Annotated in this window: 11 protein-coding genes; 3 read left to right on the top strand and 8 right to left on the bottom strand. The window is 68.8% G+C overall.

The genetic code is table 11. From position 1 onward, the window contains the following. Positions 1–199 precede the first annotated feature (199 nt). Positions 200–2,629, top strand: coding sequence for a tetratricopeptide repeat protein (locus ACTWNK_RS00215; protein WP_474301429.1), 2,430 nt, complete (start codon positions 200–202; stop codon positions 2,627–2,629). A 758-nt stretch (positions 2,630–3,387) separates the two neighbouring features. Continuing rightward, the gene (gene fxsT, locus ACTWNK_RS00210) at positions 3,388–5,814 is read left to right on the top strand and encodes an FxSxx-COOH system tetratricopeptide repeat protein (RefSeq protein WP_474301428.1); all 2,427 of its coding nucleotides are present in this window, start codon (positions 3,388–3,390) and stop codon (positions 5,812–5,814) included. A 178-nt stretch (positions 5,815–5,992) separates the two neighbouring features. Here the strand turns inward: fxsT and ACTWNK_RS00205 are convergent, their stop codons facing one another. The 8 genes from ACTWNK_RS00205 to ACTWNK_RS00170 form a co-directional block, all read right to left on the bottom strand. Beyond that, positions 5,993–6,607 (bottom strand): recombinase family protein, encoded by a 615-nt coding sequence (locus ACTWNK_RS00205; RefSeq protein WP_474301427.1) that lies wholly within the window; start codon positions 6,605–6,607, stop codon positions 5,993–5,995. Between the two features lie 581 nt (positions 6,608–7,188). Further along, positions 7,189–8,433, bottom strand: a complete 1,245-nt coding sequence (locus tag ACTWNK_RS00200; protein ID WP_474301426.1) for a hypothetical protein — start codon at positions 8,431–8,433, stop codon at positions 7,189–7,191. Further along, a complete protein-coding gene (locus tag ACTWNK_RS00195; RefSeq protein WP_474301425.1) occupies positions 8,433–10,112 on the bottom strand; it encodes an ATP-binding protein in 1,680 nt (559 codons plus the stop codon). Before ACTWNK_RS00195 ends, ACTWNK_RS00200 begins: the two co-directional genes overlap by 1 nt. Positions 10,113–10,720: 608 nt before the next feature. Further along, positions 10,721–13,027 (bottom strand): tetratricopeptide repeat protein, encoded by a 2,307-nt coding sequence (locus ACTWNK_RS00190; RefSeq protein WP_474301424.1) that lies wholly within the window; start codon positions 13,025–13,027, stop codon positions 10,721–10,723. A 265-nt stretch (positions 13,028–13,292) separates the two neighbouring features. Next, entirely contained in the window at positions 13,293–15,347 is a 2,055-nt protein-coding gene (locus ACTWNK_RS00185; protein WP_474301423.1) for a P-loop NTPase fold protein, read from the bottom strand. Between the two features lie 1,641 nt (positions 15,348–16,988). After that, a complete protein-coding gene (locus tag ACTWNK_RS00180) occupies positions 16,989–17,615 on the bottom strand; it encodes a helix-turn-helix domain-containing protein (RefSeq protein ID WP_474301422.1) in 627 nt (208 codons plus the stop codon). A 1,034-nt stretch (positions 17,616–18,649) separates the two neighbouring features. Next, a complete protein-coding gene (locus tag ACTWNK_RS00175) occupies positions 18,650–18,838 on the bottom strand; it encodes a hypothetical protein (protein ID WP_474301421.1) in 189 nt (62 codons plus the stop codon). Then, complete coding sequence (locus tag ACTWNK_RS00170) at positions 18,793–19,218, bottom strand: hypothetical protein (protein ID WP_474301420.1); 426 nt, start codon at positions 19,216–19,218, stop codon at positions 18,793–18,795. Before ACTWNK_RS00170 ends, ACTWNK_RS00175 begins: the two co-directional genes overlap by 46 nt. 456 nt (positions 19,219–19,674) lie before the next feature. Between ACTWNK_RS00170 and ACTWNK_RS00165 the strand changes: the two genes are divergently transcribed. Continuing rightward, a complete protein-coding gene (locus tag ACTWNK_RS00165; RefSeq protein ID WP_474301419.1) occupies positions 19,675–20,694 on the top strand; it encodes an SEL1-like repeat protein in 1,020 nt (339 codons plus the stop codon). Positions 20,695–20,698: the final 4 nt, after the last annotated feature.

Genomic DNA, 20,698 nt, shown 5'->3' with positions numbered 1-20,698 from the left:
TTGGGAATCGATCGACTCCTGGACAAGATCCACAGGTCTCTGAAACGGCGGTGACGGCGCCCGGATCGTGTCCGGGAAACGTGTCGGGAAGTGCCACTGTCCGGGAACGTGGGGACGGTCGTTTGCCGTACACGCGCCGGGTGGTAACGGATCGGGCGACATCATGGGCGGGCGGCGGCCGCTGCTGGAGCATGAGCACATGGCCTCCTCCCCTCCCGAGCAGCCCTCACAACCCGAACCCGGCGTGCACTCCGCAGGTGAGCGGTCGGCGGCCGTCGGCGGCGACCACCAGGGGCCGATCATCACCGGCGACGTGCACGGCGGCCTTCACCTGCACCCCCCGGCCCCGGCTACTCGCAGCGCCCGCCCGGTGTTCCTGCCGCGCCAGGCCGGTCGCATGTTCGTCGGCCGACACGACGAACTGGCGGCCCTGGACGAGGCGCTGACCACCCACGCGCGCGGGTGGGGGGCGGTGGTGGTGCGGCAGCGGGTCGGGACGGTGCACGGGCTGGGCGGGATCGGCAAGTCCACCCTGGCCGCCCACTGGGCCGAACAACACCTCGGCGAGCACACCGCCACCTGGTGGATCACCGCCGACAGCCCCGAGGCCGTCACCGAAGGCCTCGCCGCCCTGGCCGTCGCTCTCAACCCGTCCATGGGCGGGCAACCTCTGGAGCAACTGGCCGAGCACGCCATCACCTGGCTGACCGGCAACGACGGCTGGCTACTCATCCTCGACAACGTCATCAGCCCCGCCGACGTGCAGGATTTGGCTGCCCGGTTGCGCAACGGCCGGGTCTTGATCACCACCCGCACCGCCACTGGGTGGCACCACCTCACCGACCAGGTGCTGCACCTCGGCGTACTGCCGCACGAGGAAGCGGTCGAACTCCTCACCAAGATCGTCGCAGCAGCCCGCCCCGGCCACGACCTGACCGGCGCCGACCGGCTGGTGACCGAACTGGGGTGGTTGCCGCTGGCGGTGCAGCAGGCGGCCGGCTACCTGGCCGAGACCGGCCTCACCCCGCAGGCGTACCTGAACCTGCTGGCCGACTACCCCTCCTCCCTGTACTCCTCCGGCCCCGCGGGGACGGCGATCGACCGGACCGTGGCCCGGGTCTGGCACACCACCCTCGACCACCTCCACACCACCACACCCCTGGCCGGGGACCTGCTGCGGGTCCTGGCCTGGTACGCCGCCGACGCCATCCCCCGCACCCTCCTCACCCCCATCGGCCAAGCCGTGGAAGAGGGGCCGCCCGGGCTGCACATCGCGCTGGCCAGGCTGGCCGCCCACAACATGATCACCCTCACCACGGACGCGATCAGCGTGCACCGCCTCGTGCAGGCGGTCGCCCGCACCCCCGACCCCGCCGACCCCCACCGCCAAACCGGCGACATCACCACCGCCCTGCACACCGCCACCCGTCTCCTTGACCACGTCCTCCCCGCCGATGCGGATCTACCCTCCGACTGGCCCGCCTGGCGCACCCTGCTCCCCCACATCAACGCCCTGGCCGACCATTCCGACCCCGGCACCGACACCCCCGCCACCAGCCTCCTCCTGGACCAGGCCGCCGCCTTTCTACGCGGGCAGGGCACACTCGGCCAGGCGATCGCCTACCTCGAACGCACCCTGACCACCGCCGAACGCCTCCACGGAAACGACCACACCGACACCTTGACCTTCCGCAACAACCTTGCCGGCGCTTACCAGGATGCGGGCGATCTGGGACGCGCTCTACCCCTGTTCGAGACCAACCTCGCCGACCGCGAGCAGAGGGATGGTACAGACCATCCCGACACCCTGACCTCCCGTAACAACCTCGCCTACGCCTACCGGGATACGGGCGATCTGAGACGCGCCATCCCTCTGCTTGAGGCCAACCTCGCTGCCTGTGAGCGGGTGCTGGGCGCGGACCACCCCCACACCCTGTCTTCCCGCAACAACCTCGCCAGCGCCCACCAGGCGGCGGGCGACCTCAGGCGTGCCGTCCCTCTGTTCGAGACCACTCTTACCGATCACGAGCGGGTGCTGGGCGCAGACCACCCCCACACCTTGACCTGCCGCAACAACTTCGCCGGTGCCTGCCGGGATGCGGGCGATCTGAGACGCGCCATCCCTCTGCTTGAGGCCAACCTCGCTGCCTGTGAGCGGGTGCTGGGCGCGGACCACCCCCACACCCTGTCTTCCCGCAACAATCTCGCCAGCGTCTACCGGGAGGCGGGCGATCTGAGAGGCGCCCTCTCTCTGTTCGAGGCCATCCTGGCGGATCATGAGCGAGGGCTGGGCGCAGACCACCCGCACACCCTGCTCTCCCGCAACAACCTCGCCTACGCCTACCAGGAGGCGGGCGACCTGGCACGCGCCGCCCCCTTGTTCGAGGCGACCCTCGCCGACCGCGAGCGGGTGCTGGGCCCCGACCACCCCGACACCCTGACCTCCCGCAGCAACCTCGCCGGCGCCTACCGGGCGGCGGGCGACCTCACCCGCGCCACCCCCCTGTACGAGGCCACCCTCGCCGACTGTGAGCGGATCCTCGGCCCAGACCACCCCACAACAAGAGCAGTTCGCGGAAACCTGGAGCTGGTCAGGCGAGACGGTGACATCGCAGCCGGTGAGGAGTGATCGTTCCCTTGCGGGCGTCTGTCGATTCCCGTAGTCCCCTGCACGGATGACCTGGTGTTTCAGTTCATGAACACCTCGGTGGTGACGGACCAGGTAGAGATCAGACGGTAAACGCCCGCTCCACCGTGCCCCCGCCCAGGTCGACAAGAAGGACATCGGGAAAGCGCAGGTCCGCCCAGAAGCCGCCGGGCCCCTGCAAGCCCAACCGCGACGTAAGCCAGACCGGGCGCCGCCAGCCGCACCCGCTGCACCTGGGGCGGCAGTCGCGCCAACCCCTGTGCACCCACGACGTGAAATACACCGTCGCCGACAAATCCGGAACACTGTGGGCCTGCTGCGAGCAACACCTGCCCGCCTACCTCGCCTCACGCCCCACCCAATGACAGACAGGGGCGTCGTACCGCCCGCGCCCCAGCCTGTCCGCTGGTGTGCTGCCGGGGTGTTCCGCTTCTAAGAAACCGGAAGACCTCGCACAGCCTCAGCTGGTGATCCCGGAAACCGGGTGGAACCGGACACTCGCCATTCCGGAAGTCGTCCTGCTACCGCTGTTCCGTGACTGCGGTACGAAGACGAGTCTCGTGGCGTGCGAGAGCCGCATCCAGGTGGTCTTGCCTCGCAGGGCGGCGGGTTGTTCGTCTTCGGGCTGTTGGCGGGCGGGGCTGGCCGGGGTGCGAGAGAAGAGAGTGGGGGCGGCCCGGTGTGGTAACGGATCGGGCGACATGGTGGGCGGGCGTCGAGTGCTGCTGGAGCATGGGCGCATGGTCTCTTCCCCGCCTGGGCAGCCGCAGCAGCCTTCGCGCCCCGAGCCCGGTGTGCACGCTGCGGGCGGGCGCTCGGCGGCTGTGGGCGGTGACCACCATGGGCCGATCTTCACCGGTGACGTGCACGTGCACGCTCCGGCGTCCCCGGCCGGGCGTGGTGCCTGTCCGGTGTTTCTGCCGCGTCTGGCCGGGCGGATGTTCGTCGGCCGCGGGCAGGAGCTGGCAGCTCTGGATGCGGCGATGGCGGCGGGTGAGGGGGAGGCCGGGAGCGGGCCGACAGTGGTGGTTCGCCAGCGGGTTGGGATGGTGCACGGGCTGGGCGGGATCGGCAAGTCCACTCTGGCCGCCCATTGGGCCGAACAACACTTGGGCGAGCACACGGCCACGTGGTGGATCACCGCCGATAGCGGCGAGGCCGTCACCGAAGGTCTGGCCGCTCTGGCCGTCGCCCTCAACTCCGGCTTGGCCGGGCAGCCGCTGGAGGAGCTGGCCGAACATGCCCTCGCCTGGCTGACCGGCAACGACGGGTGGCTGCTCGTCCTGGACAACGTCGTCGTCCCCGCCGATGTGGAGGAGCTGGCGGGGCGGGTGCGTAACGGGCGGGTGCTGATCACCACCCGCGCCGCGATCGGCTGGCATCACCTCGCCGACCGGGTGCTGAATCTTGGTGTCCTGTCGCATGAGGAAGCGGTCGAACTTCTCACCAGGATCGTCACAGCCGCCCGCCCTGGGCACGATCTGGGGGGCGCCGACCGGCTGGTGGCCGAGCTGGGGTGGTTGCCGCTGGCGGTGCAGCAGGCGGCCGGGTACCTGGCCGAGACCGGCCTCGCACCCGGGGAGTACCTGGACCTGCTGGCGGGCTATCCGGCCTCCATGTACGCCCACACCCCGGCCGGGACGGCGATCGACCGGACCGTGGCCCGGGTCTGGCACTCCACCCTCGACCATCTCGGGGACACCGCCCCGCTGGCCGGGAGCCTGTTACGCGTCCTGGCCTGGTACGCCGCCGACGCCATCCCTCGCACTCTGCTCACCCCCCTCGGCGAAGAAGTGGAAGAGGGGCCGCCCGGGTTGCAGGCGGCGCTGGCCCGGCTGGCCGCCCACAACATGATCACACTGAGCGCGGACGCGATCAGCGTGCACCGCCTCGTGCAGGCGGTGGCCCGCACCCCCGACCCCGCCGACCCCCACCGCCAAGGCGGCGACATCGTCACCGCCCTGTACACCGCCACTACGCTCCTCGGCCACGCCCGCCCCGCCGGCACGAACCTGCCCGCCGACTGGCCCGCCTGGCGCACCCTGCTCCCCCACATCGCCGCCCTGGCAGAGCACGCCGACCCCGGCACCGACACCCCCGACACCAGCCTCCTCCTCGATCGCACCGCCACCTTCCTCCAAGGCCAAGGCGCCGTCGGGCAGGCGATCGGCTACTACGAACGCGCCCTGACCGCCGGCGAACGCCTCCACGGCCCGCACCACCCCAACACCCTCAACTCCCGCAACAACCTCGCCTACGCCTACGAGTCGGCCGGGGATCTGGGACGTGCCATCCCCCTGTACGAGGAGGCGCTGGCCAGCCGCGAGCGCGTCCTGGGCGGCGAGCACCCCGACACCCTCACCTCCCGCAACAACCTCGCCTACGCCTACGAGTCGGCCGGGGATCTGGGACGTGCCATCCCCCTGTACGAGGAGGCGCTGGCCAGCCGCGAGCGCGTCCTGGGCGGCGAGCACCCCGACACCCTCACCTCCCGCAACAACCTCGCCAGCGGCTACCAGGCGGCCGGAGATCTGGGACGTGCCATCCCCCTGTACGAGGAGGCGCTGGCCGACTTTGAGCGTGTTCTGGGCGGCGAGCACCCCGACACCCTCACCTCCCGCAACAACCTCGCCAGCGGCTACCAGGCGGCCGGAGATCTGGGACGTGCCATTCCTCTGTTCGAGGCGGCGCTGGCCGACTTTGAGCGTGTTCTGGGAGGGGAGCACCCCGACACCCTCACCTCCCGCAATAACCTCGCCAGCGCCTACCGGGCGGCCGGGGACCTGGGGCGCGCCGTCGCCCTGTACGAGGCCGTCCTAGCCGATCGCGAGCGTGTTCTGGGAGGGGAGCACCCCGACACCCTCACCTCCCGCAATAACCTCGCCAGCGGCTACCAGGCGGCCGGGGACCTGGGGCGCGCCGTCGCCCTGTACGAGGCCGTCCTAGCCGATCGCGAGCGTGTCCTGGGAGGGGAGCACCCCGACACCCTCACCTCCCGCAACAACCTCGCCTACGCCTACCAGGCGGCCGGGGATCTGAGGCGCGCCGTAGCCCTGTTCGAGGCGGCGCTGGCCGGGTGTGAGCGGGTGCTGGGGCCGCAGCACCCGGCGACGGAGGTGGTGCGCGGGAACCTGGAGGCAGCGCGCCGAGAAGATGCTGCGGAGTGACAGCGCTGAGGCTCTGGGGCTGCTGGCAGGTGTTCGCCATGGCGTGCGGCGGTGCCAGGTCTTCAGCCCTTTCCGGGGCGGGAACTTTTGCGAGCCGCTCGCGCGGGCGCGCGCGAGCGGCTTCAGGGTGCCGTTCTTGAAGGTGATGAAGCCGTCGCCGGTAGGGGCCGGGGGTCGTTCACCCGCGATCCGTGGTGGAGCCGGTGCTCAGATAGCGGTGCAGGGAGGTCTTGGGGATGCCGGTCTTGGCGGCGATGACGCCGAGGGAGTCGCCCTGGCCCTTGAGGAGCCGCGCGTACTCGATTTTGCCCTCGGGGTGGGCGACGGGTCGGCCGATGTGCCGGTTGTTTGCTTCGGCGACGGCGCGGGCGTGGGCGGCGCGCTCGGCGGTGAAGGTGCGTTCCATCTCGGCGAACAACGCCAGGAGCAGGAAGGCGATGCGTGCCATGCCCTCGTCGGCGGTGTTGATGGGCAGCGGGTCGGCCAGGGAGCGCACGCCTACGCCGCGTCCGGACAGTTCGTGGACGAGGTTGAGGACCTCGCGCAGGTTGCGGCCGATGCGGTCGAGGGTGTGGACGACGATGGTGTCGCCGGGGCGGGCGTAGGCCAGGAGCCGGTTGAGGCCGTCGCGGTCGACGGTGGTGCCGGTCTTCTTGTCGAGATAGATCTGGGTGCCTGGGATGCCAGCGGCGGCCAGGGCGTCCAGTTGCCGCTCCAGTGATTGTTTTGTGGTGGAAACGCGCGCGTAGCCGAGTTCCAGCCCGGCCTGAGGGTGCCCGCCGTTGTTCGTCATCCCACGATCGTACCGAAACTCGTCTCCGTACCCTAGTTACGGAACATCTCTAGTGGAACGATTTCCGGAACGCGGGGTGTCTGCTGTCGTCCGATTTCCAAGATCGTGTTCGGTGGTGGTGCGGGTCGTTCCACTTTCTTAGAAGCGGAACACCCGGCCGCATACCAACGGACAGACCGAGGCACGGTTCTGCGAAGGGTTTCCCCTCAGCCCCCTGCGGGTGGTCGCCTCATCCACTCGGGGACGGCCTGGCTGGTGGCCTCGCGGAACATGTCACCCACCCCGTCGCTGTCGCCGACGAAAGCCGAGGACAGAAGGACAGCAACGGTATCGACGACGTCTTGCGCGTACTTGGGACGAAACCCCTGGCCGGACACGTCAAGACGAAGCCGACCGAAACTGTGGCACAAGCCCTCGCCGAATTCACCGCACTCAACACCAGACCGCCTCCGGCCGGATCCGAGAGCCGGGCACCAGGAGAGCGTGAGAGGCGTCTGCTGTGCGGGGCCGATCTTCCCGGTCAGAGAAGGCTGGAGACCGGGTTCCGGGAGCCGATGTCCGGCAGCAGCACACGCGAGCGATTACTGCAGGTCCTCCCATCCCCAGGGGGCGGCGGGTTCGCCCTCAGGTTCTCGCCCGAACGCGAACCGGTCCTTGTGATCACCGATGTCGACGAACTGGTCGAACAGCCCGGCGGCGGGAAACCTTCCCACCAACACAGCGACCTGCTCGTGTGCTTCGGCCGCGCGCAGGCTGACCAGCAGGTCGGCGACGTGGTACGGGTTGTTGAGGTTGGTGTGGGTGGCGGGGTCGCGGGCTAGCAGCGTGGCGACCTGCTCGTGTGATCCAGCCTTGCGCAGTTTGTCCAGCAGGTAGGCGACGGCGGACGGGTTGTCGAGAGTGGTGTGGGTGGCGGCCCGGGTGGCGAGCGTGGCGGCCTGCTCGTATGCTCCGGCCGCGCGCAGTCTGTCCCGTAGATGGGCGACGTCGGACGGGTTGTCGAGAGTGGTGTGGGCGGCGGGGTCGCGGGCCAGCAGCACGGCAACCTGCTCGTGTGATCCAGCCGCGCGCAGTCTGTCCAGCAGGTAGGCGACGGCGGACGGGTCGTCGAGGGAGGTGTGGGCGGCGGGGTCGCGCTCCAGCAGCACGGCAACCTGCTCGTGTGCCCCGGCCTGGCGCAGGCTGACTAGCAGGTGGGCGACGGCGCCTGGGTTGTCGAGGGGGGTGCGGGCGGCGGCCCGGGTGGCGAGCGCGATGACCTGCTCGTGTGCTCCGGCCTCGTGCAGTCTGTTCAGCAGGCGGGCGACGTCGGACGGGTTGTCGAGGGAGGTGTGGGTGGCGGGGTCGCGGGCCAGCAGCACGGCAACCTGCTCCTCCGCCCCAGCCCAGCGCAGAATGCCCAGGAGGCGAGCGACGGCGGACGGGTCGTCCAGGGGGATGTGGGTGACAGCCCGGGTGGCGAGCATGGCAACCTGCTCGCGTGCTCCGGCCTCGTGCAGGCTGACCATCAGGTCGGCGACGTCGGACAAGTTGTTGAGAGTGGTGTGGGCGACAGCCCGGGTGGCGAGCACGGCGACCTGCTCGCGTGCTCCGGCCTTGCGCAGCCTGTTCAGCAGGTGGACGACGTCGGACAAGTTGTTGAGGGTGGTGTGGGTGGCGGGGTCGCGGGCCAGCAGCACGGCAACCTGCTCCTCCGCCCCGGCCTCGTGCAGGCTGACCATCAGGTCGGCGACGTCGGACGGGTTGTTGAGGGTGGTGTGGGCGACAGCCCGGGTGGCGAGCACGGCGACCTGCTCGCGTGCTCCGGCCTTGCGCAGGCTGACCATCAGGTGGGCGACGGCGCCTGGGTCGTCGAGGGGGGGTGGGCGACAGCCCAGTCGGCCGGGCGCCGGTCCGCAGGATGCAGGGTATGCAGGCGTAGCACGAGAGCGCGGGCGGTGTAGGAGGCGCCGTGGGTAGTGGCGTTCTTGAACAGCCGGGCCGCATCGCGATACAGGCCCCGCCGCTCGGCGGCCTCCCCGAGCACGGCTTGGTCGCTGCGGTCTGCTGAGGTGGCGGCTGTGGTCCAGAAGTCGACGGGCGGGATGATGGCGGTGCGGTGGTCGCGGCCGTGCTGGTCCAGGTAGTCGGCCAGCCGGTAGGCGGGCTCGGAGCCTGCTTGCGCCGTTGCAGGGGGGCGGCGGTTGCGTGGGGTGCCGGTGTGGACGGGGGTGAGGATGCCGGGGATGCCCTGGCAGGGGGTGGTGACGTAGTCGAGGGCTTGTTGCAGCCAGGTGCTGTGGTCGGTTTGGGCCCATTGGGTGTCGGTGAGGTAGCCGGGTGCCGCAGCGGCAAGCCAGGCCAGGGGCAGGTGCGGTCCTGCGCCGAGGCGGCGGGCGTCCATCGCGGCGTCGATCAGCGCCCGCGTGGCGGGCGGCGCCTGCTCATAGCGGCCCATCAAGACCGGCACCCCGGCCAGGTACTGGGTGACCTGCCCGTCCCCGGCCCGCTCGGCCGCCTCGGCCAGCCGGGGATCGGCGCCCGCGACGGCGCCAAGCGCGCTCAGATCGGCCCGGGTGAAGGAGTCGGCGATCTTGATGTCGTGCCCGCCCAGCAACTCCCGCGCCTGGGCGTGCGCGTCGGCGGCGTCGGTGTCGGCGGTGGGGCGGGTGGTGAGGGTGTCCCAGTGCTGCGGCCACAACGTCGCCAAAACCAGCACCGGCCCCCGCCCCCGATCACGCAGCAGCTCACGCACCCCGGCCGCGACACGCTCACCGAGCCCGCCGGTGGTGTCGAGGTAGAACTGGGCCTCGTTCAGCCACACCACCGTGTACGGGCCGACCCGGGCGAGCGCGTCAAGGGCGGCGTCGGCTCTGGTGGGGTCGATCGGGTGCCACAACCGCCACCCCCGATCCCGCAGGGGGTGCAGGGCCTCCCAGCACGCCCTTGTCTTGCCCGTCGACGACCCGCCCACCAAAACCGCGATCCCGCTCTCACCCGCCGCAGCCCGCTCCACCACCTGGGCAAGGTGCCGGTCATGGGCGCGCGGGACGTAGGCGGGCAGCATCGGCAACCCGCTCTGCGCCGTGTCGATGGAGCGGTGCACCTCCAGGGCGAACGGGTCGGTGATCTCGGCCAGCGACCGGCCCGGCTGCGATCTTTCCTCCTGCATCGCAGGCGGCATGAAGGAGAAGCTGATGTTGCCGGTCATGATGATGCCGTGCTGGTCGCCGTCGACGATCACTGAGCGTTCCCCGCCGGCGCGTGTCGGCGGCGTGGGCGGCTCGGGTGGTTCAGGCGTCTCCAGCGGTCCTGCGGCCGGGTGGGCGGTCGGGGGGCGGCCGCCGCCGTCGCGCTCGGCCCGCGCCATCCGCCACGTCTTCTCCCACCACTCCGGCGGCGGCGCCACAAAGTTCGGGGTGGTCGTCCGGGCGAGGGGGCGAAGGCATTCCTCCACCAGCCAGCGCGCACTCGCCTCGTCGGCGGGAACCCGTTTGCCGCGCCACCACTCACTCCACGACTGCACCGAAAAGCTCACCGTAGGCCCGCGCCGGTCAGCCCGGGCCTTCAACGCCGCCCCTGGGGGACTACCGGCAGCCTCGTGCAGTGCGCGTAGCTGTTCGGCGTAGGCGTCCTTCCAGCTCAACGGCTCACCCACCCCAGCCCCTCCCACACGCTCAGGTCCGCCCGTCGCCGCATCCGGATCGGAAACCTCCCGGACCACACGCCGTCCCCGCATCCGGCGGGGTCACCCACCTTGCCCGTTCCACCACACCACCGCAGGACGAACGGGAAAACCGTTTGTACCGGATCAATCACGGACACCACCCGGAGTCGAGGAACCCCGGGATCCTCTGAAAGAGGAAGCACCGTGATCGACCGCACCCGCCCACGCCACCTGGCCTGTGCGGCCCTGGCCATCTGGTGGATCACCCACCGCTAACCACCCACCACCAGGCCCGGCACCCACACACCTGTGGGGAGCCGGGCCCTTCCCATGCCAGCCGCCTTATGAGCGCGTCTTATCGGGCCTCTGTCTGCACCAACCCGTGAAACACCCGCCGCCCAGGTCAGGCGCACAGCGTCGGCGTGTGACATGAGCGGTCACCTACGAAACACGCAGCATAGGAACGGTCACTGCTCACCGGCCTCGATGTCACCGTCTCGCCTGGCCTGTTCCAGGTTGTCGCGGACCACTCTTGTTGTCGGGTGTTCGGGGCCGAGTATCCGCTCGCAGTCGGTGAGGGTGGTCTCGAACAGGGGGATGGCGCGTCCCAGGTCGTCCGCGTCCTGGTAGGCGCGGGCGAGGTTGTTGCGGGAGGTCAGGGTGTGGGGATGCTCGGGACCTAGTACCCGTTCGCGGTCGGTGAGGGCGGTCTCGAACAGGGGGATGGCGCGTCCCAGGTCGTCCGCCTTCTGGTAGGCGGTGGCGAGGTTGTTGCGGGAGGTGAGGGTGTGGGGGTGGTCTATGCCGAGTACCCGTTCCTGGTCACCGAGGGTGGCCTCGTACACGTGGATGACGCGTCCCAGGTCGTCCGCGTCCTGGTAGGCGAGGGCGAGGTTGTTGCGGGAGGTCAGGGTGTGGGGATGCGCGGGGCCCAGCACCCGCCCGAAGTCGGTGAGGGCGGTCTCGAACAGGGGGATAGCGCGGCCCAGGTCGCCCGCATCCCGGTAGGCGAGGGCGAGGTTGTTGCGGGAGGTGAGGGTGTCGGGGTGGTCTGGGCCCAGCACCCACCCGAAGTCGGTGAGGACGGTCTCGAACAAGGGGATGGCGCGGGCCGGATCGCCTGCCTCCCAATAGGCGAGGGCGAGGTTGTTGCGGGAGGACAGGGTGTGGGGGTGTTCGGGGCCGAGTATCCGCTCACGGTCGGTGAGGGTGGTCTCGTACAGGGGGATGGCGCGGGTCAGGTCGCCCGCATTCTGGTAGGCGGTGGCGAGGTTGTTGCGGGAGGTCAGGGTGTCGGGGTGGTCGCTTCCATGGAGGCGTTCGGCGGCGGTCAGGGCGCGTTCGCAGTAGTCGATCACCTGCCCGGCGGTGCCCTGGCCTTGGAGAAAGGTGGCGGTGCGGTCGAGGAGGAGGCTGGTGTCGGTGGTGTCGGTGCCGGGGTCTGTGTGGCTGGCCAGGGCGGTGATGTGCGGCAGCAGGGCACGCCAGGCGGGCCAGTCTGCGGGCAGGTTCGTGTCGGCGGGGCGGGCGTGGTCGAGGAGGCGGGTGGCGGTGTGCAGGGCGGCGGCGATGTCGTCTGGCTGTCGGTGAGGGTCGGTGCGGTCAGGGGTGCGGGCCACGGCCTGGACGAGGCGGTGGACGGTGATCGCGCCGGTGGTGAGGGTGATCATGTTGTGGGCGGCCAGCCGGGCCAGCGCGGTCTGCAGTCCGGGTGGCCCCTCTGCTGCGGTTTCGCCGATAGGTGTGAGCAGGGTGCGGGGGACGGCGTCGGCTGCGTACCAGGCCAGGATGAGCAGCAAGGCCCAGGCCAGCGGGACGGTGTCGCGGAGGTGGTCGAGGGTGGTGTGCCACACCCGGGCCGCGGTGCGGTCGATCGGAGTCCCGGCCGGGTTGTGGGCGTACATGGAGGCGGGATAGCCCGCCAGCAGCTCCAGGTACTCCTGCGGTGTGAGGCCGGTCTCGGCGATGTATCCGGCCGCCTGTTCGACCGCCAGCGGCAGCCATCCCAGCTCGGTCACCAGCCGGTCGGCGCCCGTCAGGTCGTGGCCGGGCCGGGCGGCGGTGACAACCTTGGTCAGCAGTTCGACCGCTTCCTCGTGCGACAGGACACCGAGGTGCAGCACCTGGTCGGTGAGGTGGTGCCAGCCGGTCGCGGTGCGGGTGGTGATCAGAACCCTGCCGTTGCGCAACCGGCCGGCCAGGTCTTCCACGTCGGCGGGGGTGATGACGTTGTCGAGGATGAGCAGCCAGCCGTCGTTGCCGGTCAGCCAGGTGATGGCGTGCTCGGCCAGCTCCTCCAGCGGCTGCCCGCCCAGCGTGGGGTTGAGGGCGGAGGCCAGGGCGGCCAGGCCCTCGGTGACGGCCTCGCCGCTGTCGGCGGTGATCCACCAGGTGGCGGTGTGCTCGTCCAGATGGCTGGCAGCCCAGTGGGCAGCCAGAGTGGACTTACCGATCCCGCCCAGCCCGTGCACCATGTCCACCCGCTGCCGCACCACCACCGCACCCTGCCCGTGGGTGGTCAGCGCCTCGTCCAGTACGGCCAGTTCGTCGTGTCGGCCGACGAACATGCGGCCGGCTTGGCGTGGCAGGAACACGGGGCGGGCACCGCGCGAGGTCTGGGCGGCCGGGGTCGGGGGGTGCAGGTGAAGGCCGCCGTGCACGTCGCCGGTGATGATCGGCCCCTGGTGGTCGCCGCCGACGGCCGCCGACCGCTCACCTGCGGAGTGCACACCGGGTCCGGGCTGTGCGGGCTGCCCGTGAGGGGAGGAGGCCATGTGCTCATGCTCCAGCAGCACCCGCCACCAGCCCATGATGTCCGCCGATCCCCTACCACCCGGCGCCTGTACGGCAAACGGTCGGCCCCGCCTTCCCGGACACCGGCACTTCCCGACACGTTTCCCGGACACGATCCGGGCGCCGTCACCTCGTTTCAGCGCCCTGCGGATCTTGCTCAACAAGGGATCGAATGTCGAACACCGCCGCGTTCGTGTCTCTCAGGAGGGCGCGGCCCGACCATCGACGGAGGCGCTTGCTCAACCTTCATTCAGTGGGTGAGTTCGGCAGCAGAGGGGGCAAGGAAGTCAGATTCCAAGCGGTACGAACCTGCTGGAGGAGACGGTACGCCTGAATGTCTGCCTGCCCGATCAATCGGCGTGCTCGGATGAGGTGGTCGAGCGCGCCAGGATGGGCGGGGGCAAGGGTCACCTGCATTGCGGAGGCCGCAGAGCCACCGACGAAGATGCCGTGAATGGTGTCGAGGTGAAAGACGTGGTTGGCAAGGGTCGTGGCCAGTGGCCCGGTTTCGGGAAGGGTCGCCGACAGGTCCAGGAGCTGCTGGCCTCGCTGGCAGAGTTCTCCATCGGTGAAGGACAAGGGGCTGTGGAAGAGTTCGACCAGGTCCGGGGAGCCGCCGTCGCTGGCAGAGGCGGATCCGGTCCCGAGCCTGGTGAGTTCCCTGCTGATGAGTCGCTGGGTGACATCGGCCAGGGTGCGGGGAGTGCCGGGCGTGACGGTGCTGATGGCAGCGCGTGCGGTGCGGACCAGATCACGGGAGATGCCGCCGGTGAGGCAGGAGAACAGGGCGATGAACGGCACAGGAAGGTGCAGTACCCGGGAATTGAGTACCTTGACGGCATGTTCGAAGTCGAGTGGTTCGACGCGGATGACTTCGTCCAGGGCGCTGTCGAAGGCGTCGCGTCCGCTGGCCGGGGCCAGGCCGGCGTCGCGGAGGGCCTCGTCGGAGACGGTGATGAGGAACAGGCAGTGGGCAACCTCGAATACAGCTTTCACCTCGTTGAGGAACTCGCGAGCCTTGGCCGGTGGCTGAATGCGGTCCAGTTCGTCAATACCGATGACGAGGCGCCTGCCTTGCCGTCGTCGTTCGTGGGCCAGGTCGCGCAGGAACATTTTGAGGTTGTGGACGATCTCGGGGTAGGTCAGCGCCTGGCGGGACCGACCGGTCCCGCGTTTGCCCGCTAGGCCGAGGTTCATCCAGCTGGCACTCCATCCGGTTTCGGTCGCGTGGGTCGTCAGGTAGTGGATCTGGCGCAGGCGTCCCTTGGCGGCGGCCTGCAGTCCCTTGGGGTCGTTGTCAGTGATCGAATGGCAAGCCTGTGCGAACAGATGCAGCATGAACTCGCGCCGGTCGTGAAGGACCGGCGCGTCTACCTGGATGCTGGCGATCGCTAGGTCGGGGGTTTGCGCGAAAACCCGTAGGAGCTGTGATTTCCCGGTGCCACGTGGCCCGGCAAGGGCGATGCTGCCGCCGTCCATAGCTCGGCTGACCGCGATCAGATCCCGGTCGGCCTGCGTCTGGACGTGGTGGTTGTCACCGCGGGTCGTTTTCAGGCCAGGGGCCACGTCGATGCTGATAGTCAGCATGGTTCCGTACCGGCGGTCCGTCCGGTCGCCGATTTCCTCGCGGAGAACGGCCAAAGTGTGCTGGGCCAGGACTTCCTTCCAGGCCTCCAGTAGGGTGACGGCCTGGCCGGGCCCGGGTGAGCTGTTGAGCAAAACTACTGCTGCGGCAAGGGCTAGGCAGGCTCCGATACCGACCCACCAGCCCCACATGTAGCCGCTGCCCTCCATGTTGGTCGGCAGTCGGTGGTCATACATCCACCACACTTTCTGCACGTTGTAACCAAGTCCTCCGAGGACTCCCACTGCCAAACAAAGGCCCGCGAGAGCACCAAAAATCGAACCCTCCTCCCACAACGTTCCCGCCACGATAGCCAGAAAGACGCCTATGGCCAGGATCACGAACGAATGACTCAGGGCGTTTACGATCTCTAACTCTCGGGCTTCGCGTAAGGAGGCCTCTAACTCCTCCGCCCATCCCCAGATGCCCAATGTCGCTATGCTGAAAGTCAGTATGACAAGCACGGCGAGTGGAAAGAAGACGCGGTTGTGGCGCTTCTCCGACTTGATCGCTCTGCGGTAGTGAGCCTGGGCCGATTCGCCCGCACTGAGCACCACCTTGTGCTTGTTCTTCAGGAACCAAGTCCGCAAGTCGTCTTTGTCATTTACGTTTCCCAGTTCCGGCGAATCCAGCGCCTCGTCGAGGACGTCCCGCAGAAGCTGGTCGCGATCAGTCATCGCTGCCCCCCTCGTAAATCGGTTGGTCGCCGACGAGTCCCCTGTCGCGCCGCCGAGCATGCGTCAAGTTCGTTGAACACAAGCAGTCACCCGATACCCCGGCCAGGCACGCAAGCGCGTAGGAGGCGGCTGGCTCGTCGATCAGCTGCGACCACCAGGTCCCGCCGGGGCTGTGAGACATGCCCGCAGCCAGTTGGGGCCGTCGACGTCGAGCCACCACACCACTTCGTACTCACGCCGGTATGTGCGCGTGTTGGACCGCGAGCTCGCTCTTGTCGACCCTGCCTAGCCCTGAGATCGGCTGCGTGACCACTCCCGCACCCAAACCCGGACCACTGGCCGGGTTGTGCGGGGCGTCCAGGAACTGATCAGGGTGACACCACCGACGATGGCCGTCATGGAGTTGCCGCCGCCCATGCTCACCGCCCTGTCCCCTGGAGGCGTTCACCCCCTGTTTGAGGGCGGGCGGGGCGGGGGGGTGCTTGCCGGGAAGCGTCATGCCTCCACTGTGCGGTCAAAGCGCCCGACCGTCCCGGGGCGTCGCCGATCCGTTACGCCTCCCGGTCCTGCGACCGCACACCCCTGGTGATGATCGATTCCCAACGCATCGGGGGTGGGTGAGATGCGCGGGCGGATCAAGGTGCCACAGATCCGCCCGCGAATGAGTACACCGTTCGGTTCAGCGGAATCCGTCGGCACCGGCCGGACCGGCAGTCTCAGGCCCGTAGGAGAAGTGACGAGGGGGCCGTGTGAGCGCACAATGACGGCGCTGTCTCTCACGCTTTGTAAGACAAAAACGCTCCATGTGCGACCAGGGCAGCTCGCACTGGTTTCCTCTGCGATCGACAAGTGCGATACCTGCCACGACTGAGGATCATGTTTAGTCCGGGTGGGGCGCTGACGACGTGATGCAGTGCTTCTCGGAGCGCCGAGGGCCATCACATCACGTCGTCAGCTTCCGGGCATCAGAGAGCGGCTCGCAACGGGAGCTGAGGCTCGATGCCCAGCTTGGCGGCCACGACCACCACGATCACGACAACGACTGTGACGAGGTGGCGCCCCCAAGGGCCCGGGACGCTCACCGAGAGAGTGAAGTTGGACATGCGCATGCCTTCCATAAGGGAAATCGGATTGGAGGTGGCTGCGCTGGGCTCGCGTCTGCTTGCAAAAATGAGAGTGGTCCTCGATACGTTGAAGGTGTCAACAAGGGTGCAGGGCGCGAGTCCTGGGCAGCCGCGGCAGCCCAGTCCTCCGGCATGAGGACTGGGCTTTGTCGTTTGCCGGTCACAACGGTACTCATCGCCAGCGACAGAACAGCAGGCGTCGCCTTCGGCGTCGATCGCGCTCAGCCCGAGCGGCCGTTGAGAAGATCCGCAAGGAAGACGGGGGAGCGGCTGCACGGTCGATCGCCACTTCCCTCAGCAGGGGCTGCCCCTGGGGTTGGCCACACGGTTTAGCCGCTGGGCAGCAAATCGGGATCGTCCATCTCTTCAGCGCCCCAGGGCGGCGGCCTGGTCAAGGCTCAGGCCATCGCGGCGAGTCCGGCCGCCATCCGCTGGGCCAGATTCCTGCTCGGCTTCGCGGAGCTGGCTGGAGCGGACGTGGCGGCGGCGGCTCCACTTGCCCTATCGGTGGCTGGCTTCAGGTGTGAGTGTCTGGGCTCCAAGCGGGCGGCGTCCCCCCTGGTTCGAGTTCGACGTCTTCCAGAGTCAGGATCGGCTTGTAGCCCGCATCGTGAATGGCACCGATGACTTTGTCTACCTCATCCATGAGCTGCTCGTGTTGGATGTCGGCCATCTGGAAATCCACCCGGGCCTCGATGACAAGCCGCTCCGGGGGACGGGCCAAGGACGAGGTGTGCAGCGTCGATACCGCAAGCCCTGCATTGTGCGCCTCGTGGGCTGCAAGAAGGACGTCCTCCTGCGCATGCAGGTATGCGGTCGTGGCCTCCTTCAGCCGGTTATGGGCGTCATAGGCGTTCCTGTTGGCTTGCTCCAAGCGAACTTGGAGTCGCGTCACCTCGGGGAGCTTGGTGAAGTTTAGCGGGTTTTGCTTCAGTATCTCGGCGAGTGCAAGGAGTTCGCCAACGCGAACAGGTCGCTTGCTGCGTTCGATCTTCCAGATCGTTGCTTGACTGAACCCGAACCCGCGTTCGCTCATCCGCTGTGCTAATTCCTCCTGGCTCATCTCTGCAGCTTCACGGAAAGTGACCAGATTCTCTGCGAGGTTATGGTCGACCTGGCGGTAGCCGGGCGCTGATCCCTCCACTAGTCAACTCCAAAATGTAGTTGGATACAAAGTCGCTTCGAAGTCTACTCTAGTCGGGAGTTGAACCCGACACCAGATAGGAGTGGGTCATGCCGCAATCGATCGATGTCCACCCCCTCGAAGGACCGCACCCAACCTGCCGAGACTTCGTCGACCGCCTCCATGCTTGGGGATTCGCCAAGCGGAAGGAAGAGGGCGTACATGCCCTGTACAGAGGTCCCCACGGTGGGACATTGCGCGTCCTGCGCTCGCAGATGGGGCGCATCGACCCAGCGCAGGCCATGAAAGCTGCTCGGCTCATCGGTGTGACAGCTGAACAGTTCTGGGCCGGCCCCGGTGTCGCAGCGACCGTCGTAGAACCTTCTGTTCGGCGCGCCGCCCCGCGGCCGATCGCGCCGATGCCGTCTGGGCGCACCGCAGAGGAGGGCGCCCAGAAGCTCGCCCCGGCGTCTGTTGAGTTGATCAATCCGGCGGACGAGCTGTTTGGGCGCCTCTTTCCTGTGGGGGTGCAGATAACTGCGGATCTCCTGGACGATCTCCAGGAGTGGGTTCGCCTAACCGGCAAGCTCGCACATCACGCGACCCCCACTTCGCCATCTCTTAAGGGAGGCGCTGAGCACTTCTAGTCCATAGCCTGGCAGTCTCTGAAATTGCGGAATCTGCTTACGCGGCTCAGGCCACGCCGAAGCTAACGCCCTGACGATCGTCCGCCGACCGACCTGATATTTCTTCTCGATCGCACGACCTGACATCCCCGCGTGGGCATCGCGGCGTACAGCTCGACCTTCGAAGAGGGCATGCTGGCGGCGCCCCTTCATCACGAAGCGCATCCAGCGTCTCACCCATAGCCACATCCTGCGGTCAAAGCTCACGAACAACGACTTCACCGAAACCCGACCGTGGTCGGGAGTCACGAACAGGTGCGGTCAGATCTCACGAACAGAACCACCCTGGGGTTTTGGAGTTTTCGGCGGCCCTACGCGCGTGCGCGCGATCTCCGCCGACGGATCGGCGGTGTGCTCCTGCTCCCGTTCTCAGTCGCGGTCGTTGTCGTTGTCGTTGTTCATGAGTTTGGGAAGCGCGGTGAGGGTGGCGGCGCCTGCGGCTCCGGCGCTGAGGAGGGCGGCGGGCCAGGCGGTGGTGGCGGCCAGGGTGAGGGCGCAGGCGATGGAGGCGGTCACGAGGGTGGCCAGCAGGGTGAGCAGCGCGGGGAGGGAGAACACCGGGGGAGTTCCTCATCTTTCGTGTGGTTGTGGTGGTGGCCGGGTGGGGGGCCGACGGTGAGGTTGTCGGCCCAGAAGGTGATGAGCTCGTCTTCGGTGAACTCCTCGAAGGGGGGCGCGAGCGGGACGCGGCCGCTGCGCAGGGCCCAGATGGTGACGAGGTAGCCGGCCATCTCCTCGGCGTCGCAGGGGCAGCCGGGCTGCCAGCACCCGCCGGGGCGGGCGCACAGGCCGGACGGTGTGGCCGCCCCGGCGGGTGCGTCTTGTTCGGGTAAGGGAGCGGCCGGGCCTGGCGGGGCGGCGGGGGTGGCGTGCCACAGCATCGAGGAGCCCTTCGAACGAGGGAACGGCGGGAGGGGGATCGGGGGCAGGACGATCACGATGCCGTCCTGGCGTGCCGGGCCGCCAGCGGGTCAAACGCCCTCGGACGATGCCGGACGGTCCAGGACAGTCCAGGGCGGCGGCACGCCCCGGCCCGCCGGTTTCCCGGGGTGCTTCGGCGCCGTCCGGAATCGTTCGGCATCGTCCGGCGCCGTTCGGGGTCATCCGGTCTTCCCCGGAATCGGCTGAGATCGTCCGGTGGGTGTTTGCGCTGGTCCGGCCGGGATGGCCCGGAAGATCTCGAATGTTTGATCGGCGGGCGGGAGGGGTGGTCCGGGTGGCAGCATGACCGTTGTCACAGCCCGTCAGCATCAGTCATCGCGGCTGTGACGAACCCCTTCTCGAAGATCACGGATCCGGCATCAACGATGACCACAGAGCACAGTGCTTTCATCGATCAGCTCAACGCGCTCAGGAGGCAGGCCGGTAATCCCTCGTTGTCGACGCTGAAGAGGATGTCGCGGCGCCCGCTGCCGGACGGCTCGCAGGGGCGCCTGCTGCCGCCGAGCACCACCCAGGAGATGCTGCGGGGCAGGCGGGTGCGTCCTCCCGACTGGTCCTGGGTGATCGCCTTCGTGTCGGCCTGTCATCACGCCGCCGGTGAGGTGTGCCTGGATCTGGGCCCGGTGGACGTGCGCGGCTGGCACGAGCGCTGGCAGCGCACCTGCCAGGACGCCCCGGCCGTGGACGGGCGGGCTGCGCCCCCGCCCCCCGCGGCCGCCAAGCCAGAACCTGAGCCTGCCCCTGCCGCGACGGCAGAACCAGAACCGGAGCCGGAACCTGAGCAGGTGCCGACGCCGGTGCCGGAGTTGGTGCCGGTGGTCGAGGTGAACCCCGCCGATGAGGAGGCCTTCCTGGCGACGCTGGACCACTACCGCGACCGGCACGGCCGCACCGCCGGCCGCCTGGCCGTACACGGCGACCCCAACGCGGCCTTCCACCTGGCTTTGATCATCTTGGTGCAGGGGCGGGTGCGCGACGGCAGGACCTGGCTGCGCCGGGCGATCGAGCGGGGTCATTCCACGGCCGGGGATCTGCATGACAGCCCGGACATCCGGACCGAGGCCGCCGCCCTGGCCTACGGCCATGCCTGCCGTCTGCTGGCCTGGGATCCCTCCAGGACCTGCATCGCCCGTTTCTACTTCCGGCTGGCCGCCGAGACCGGGCACCCGCAGGCCAAGGCCAAACTCGACGACACCGCAGGACGCCCGCCACGCCGGGCGATGCCGCTGGGCGCCCCGGCCGGTACCAACACCGACGCCGACGCCGATGCCGACGTCGGCAGGGACGGCGTCGTGGGGCCGGTGGTGAGCGAGCCGAAGAAGCTCGCGCCCGCCGAGCCCGCCATCCAGCGGGCGGAACCCACGCCCGTCAGGGTCGAGTACAAGCCGGGCTACTGGAACGGCATCACGCCTGGGACCTATCCGCTGACGCCCCGACCCCCGCCGGACGACCCGGCGGCGTGGCCCAACTGACACC

The sequence above is a fragment of the Nonomuraea sp. IBHARD001 genome (assembly GCF_056106265.1).
Note: the sequence above shows the minus strand (reverse complement) of the source record. Positions and strands in the feature narration are given on the sequence as shown.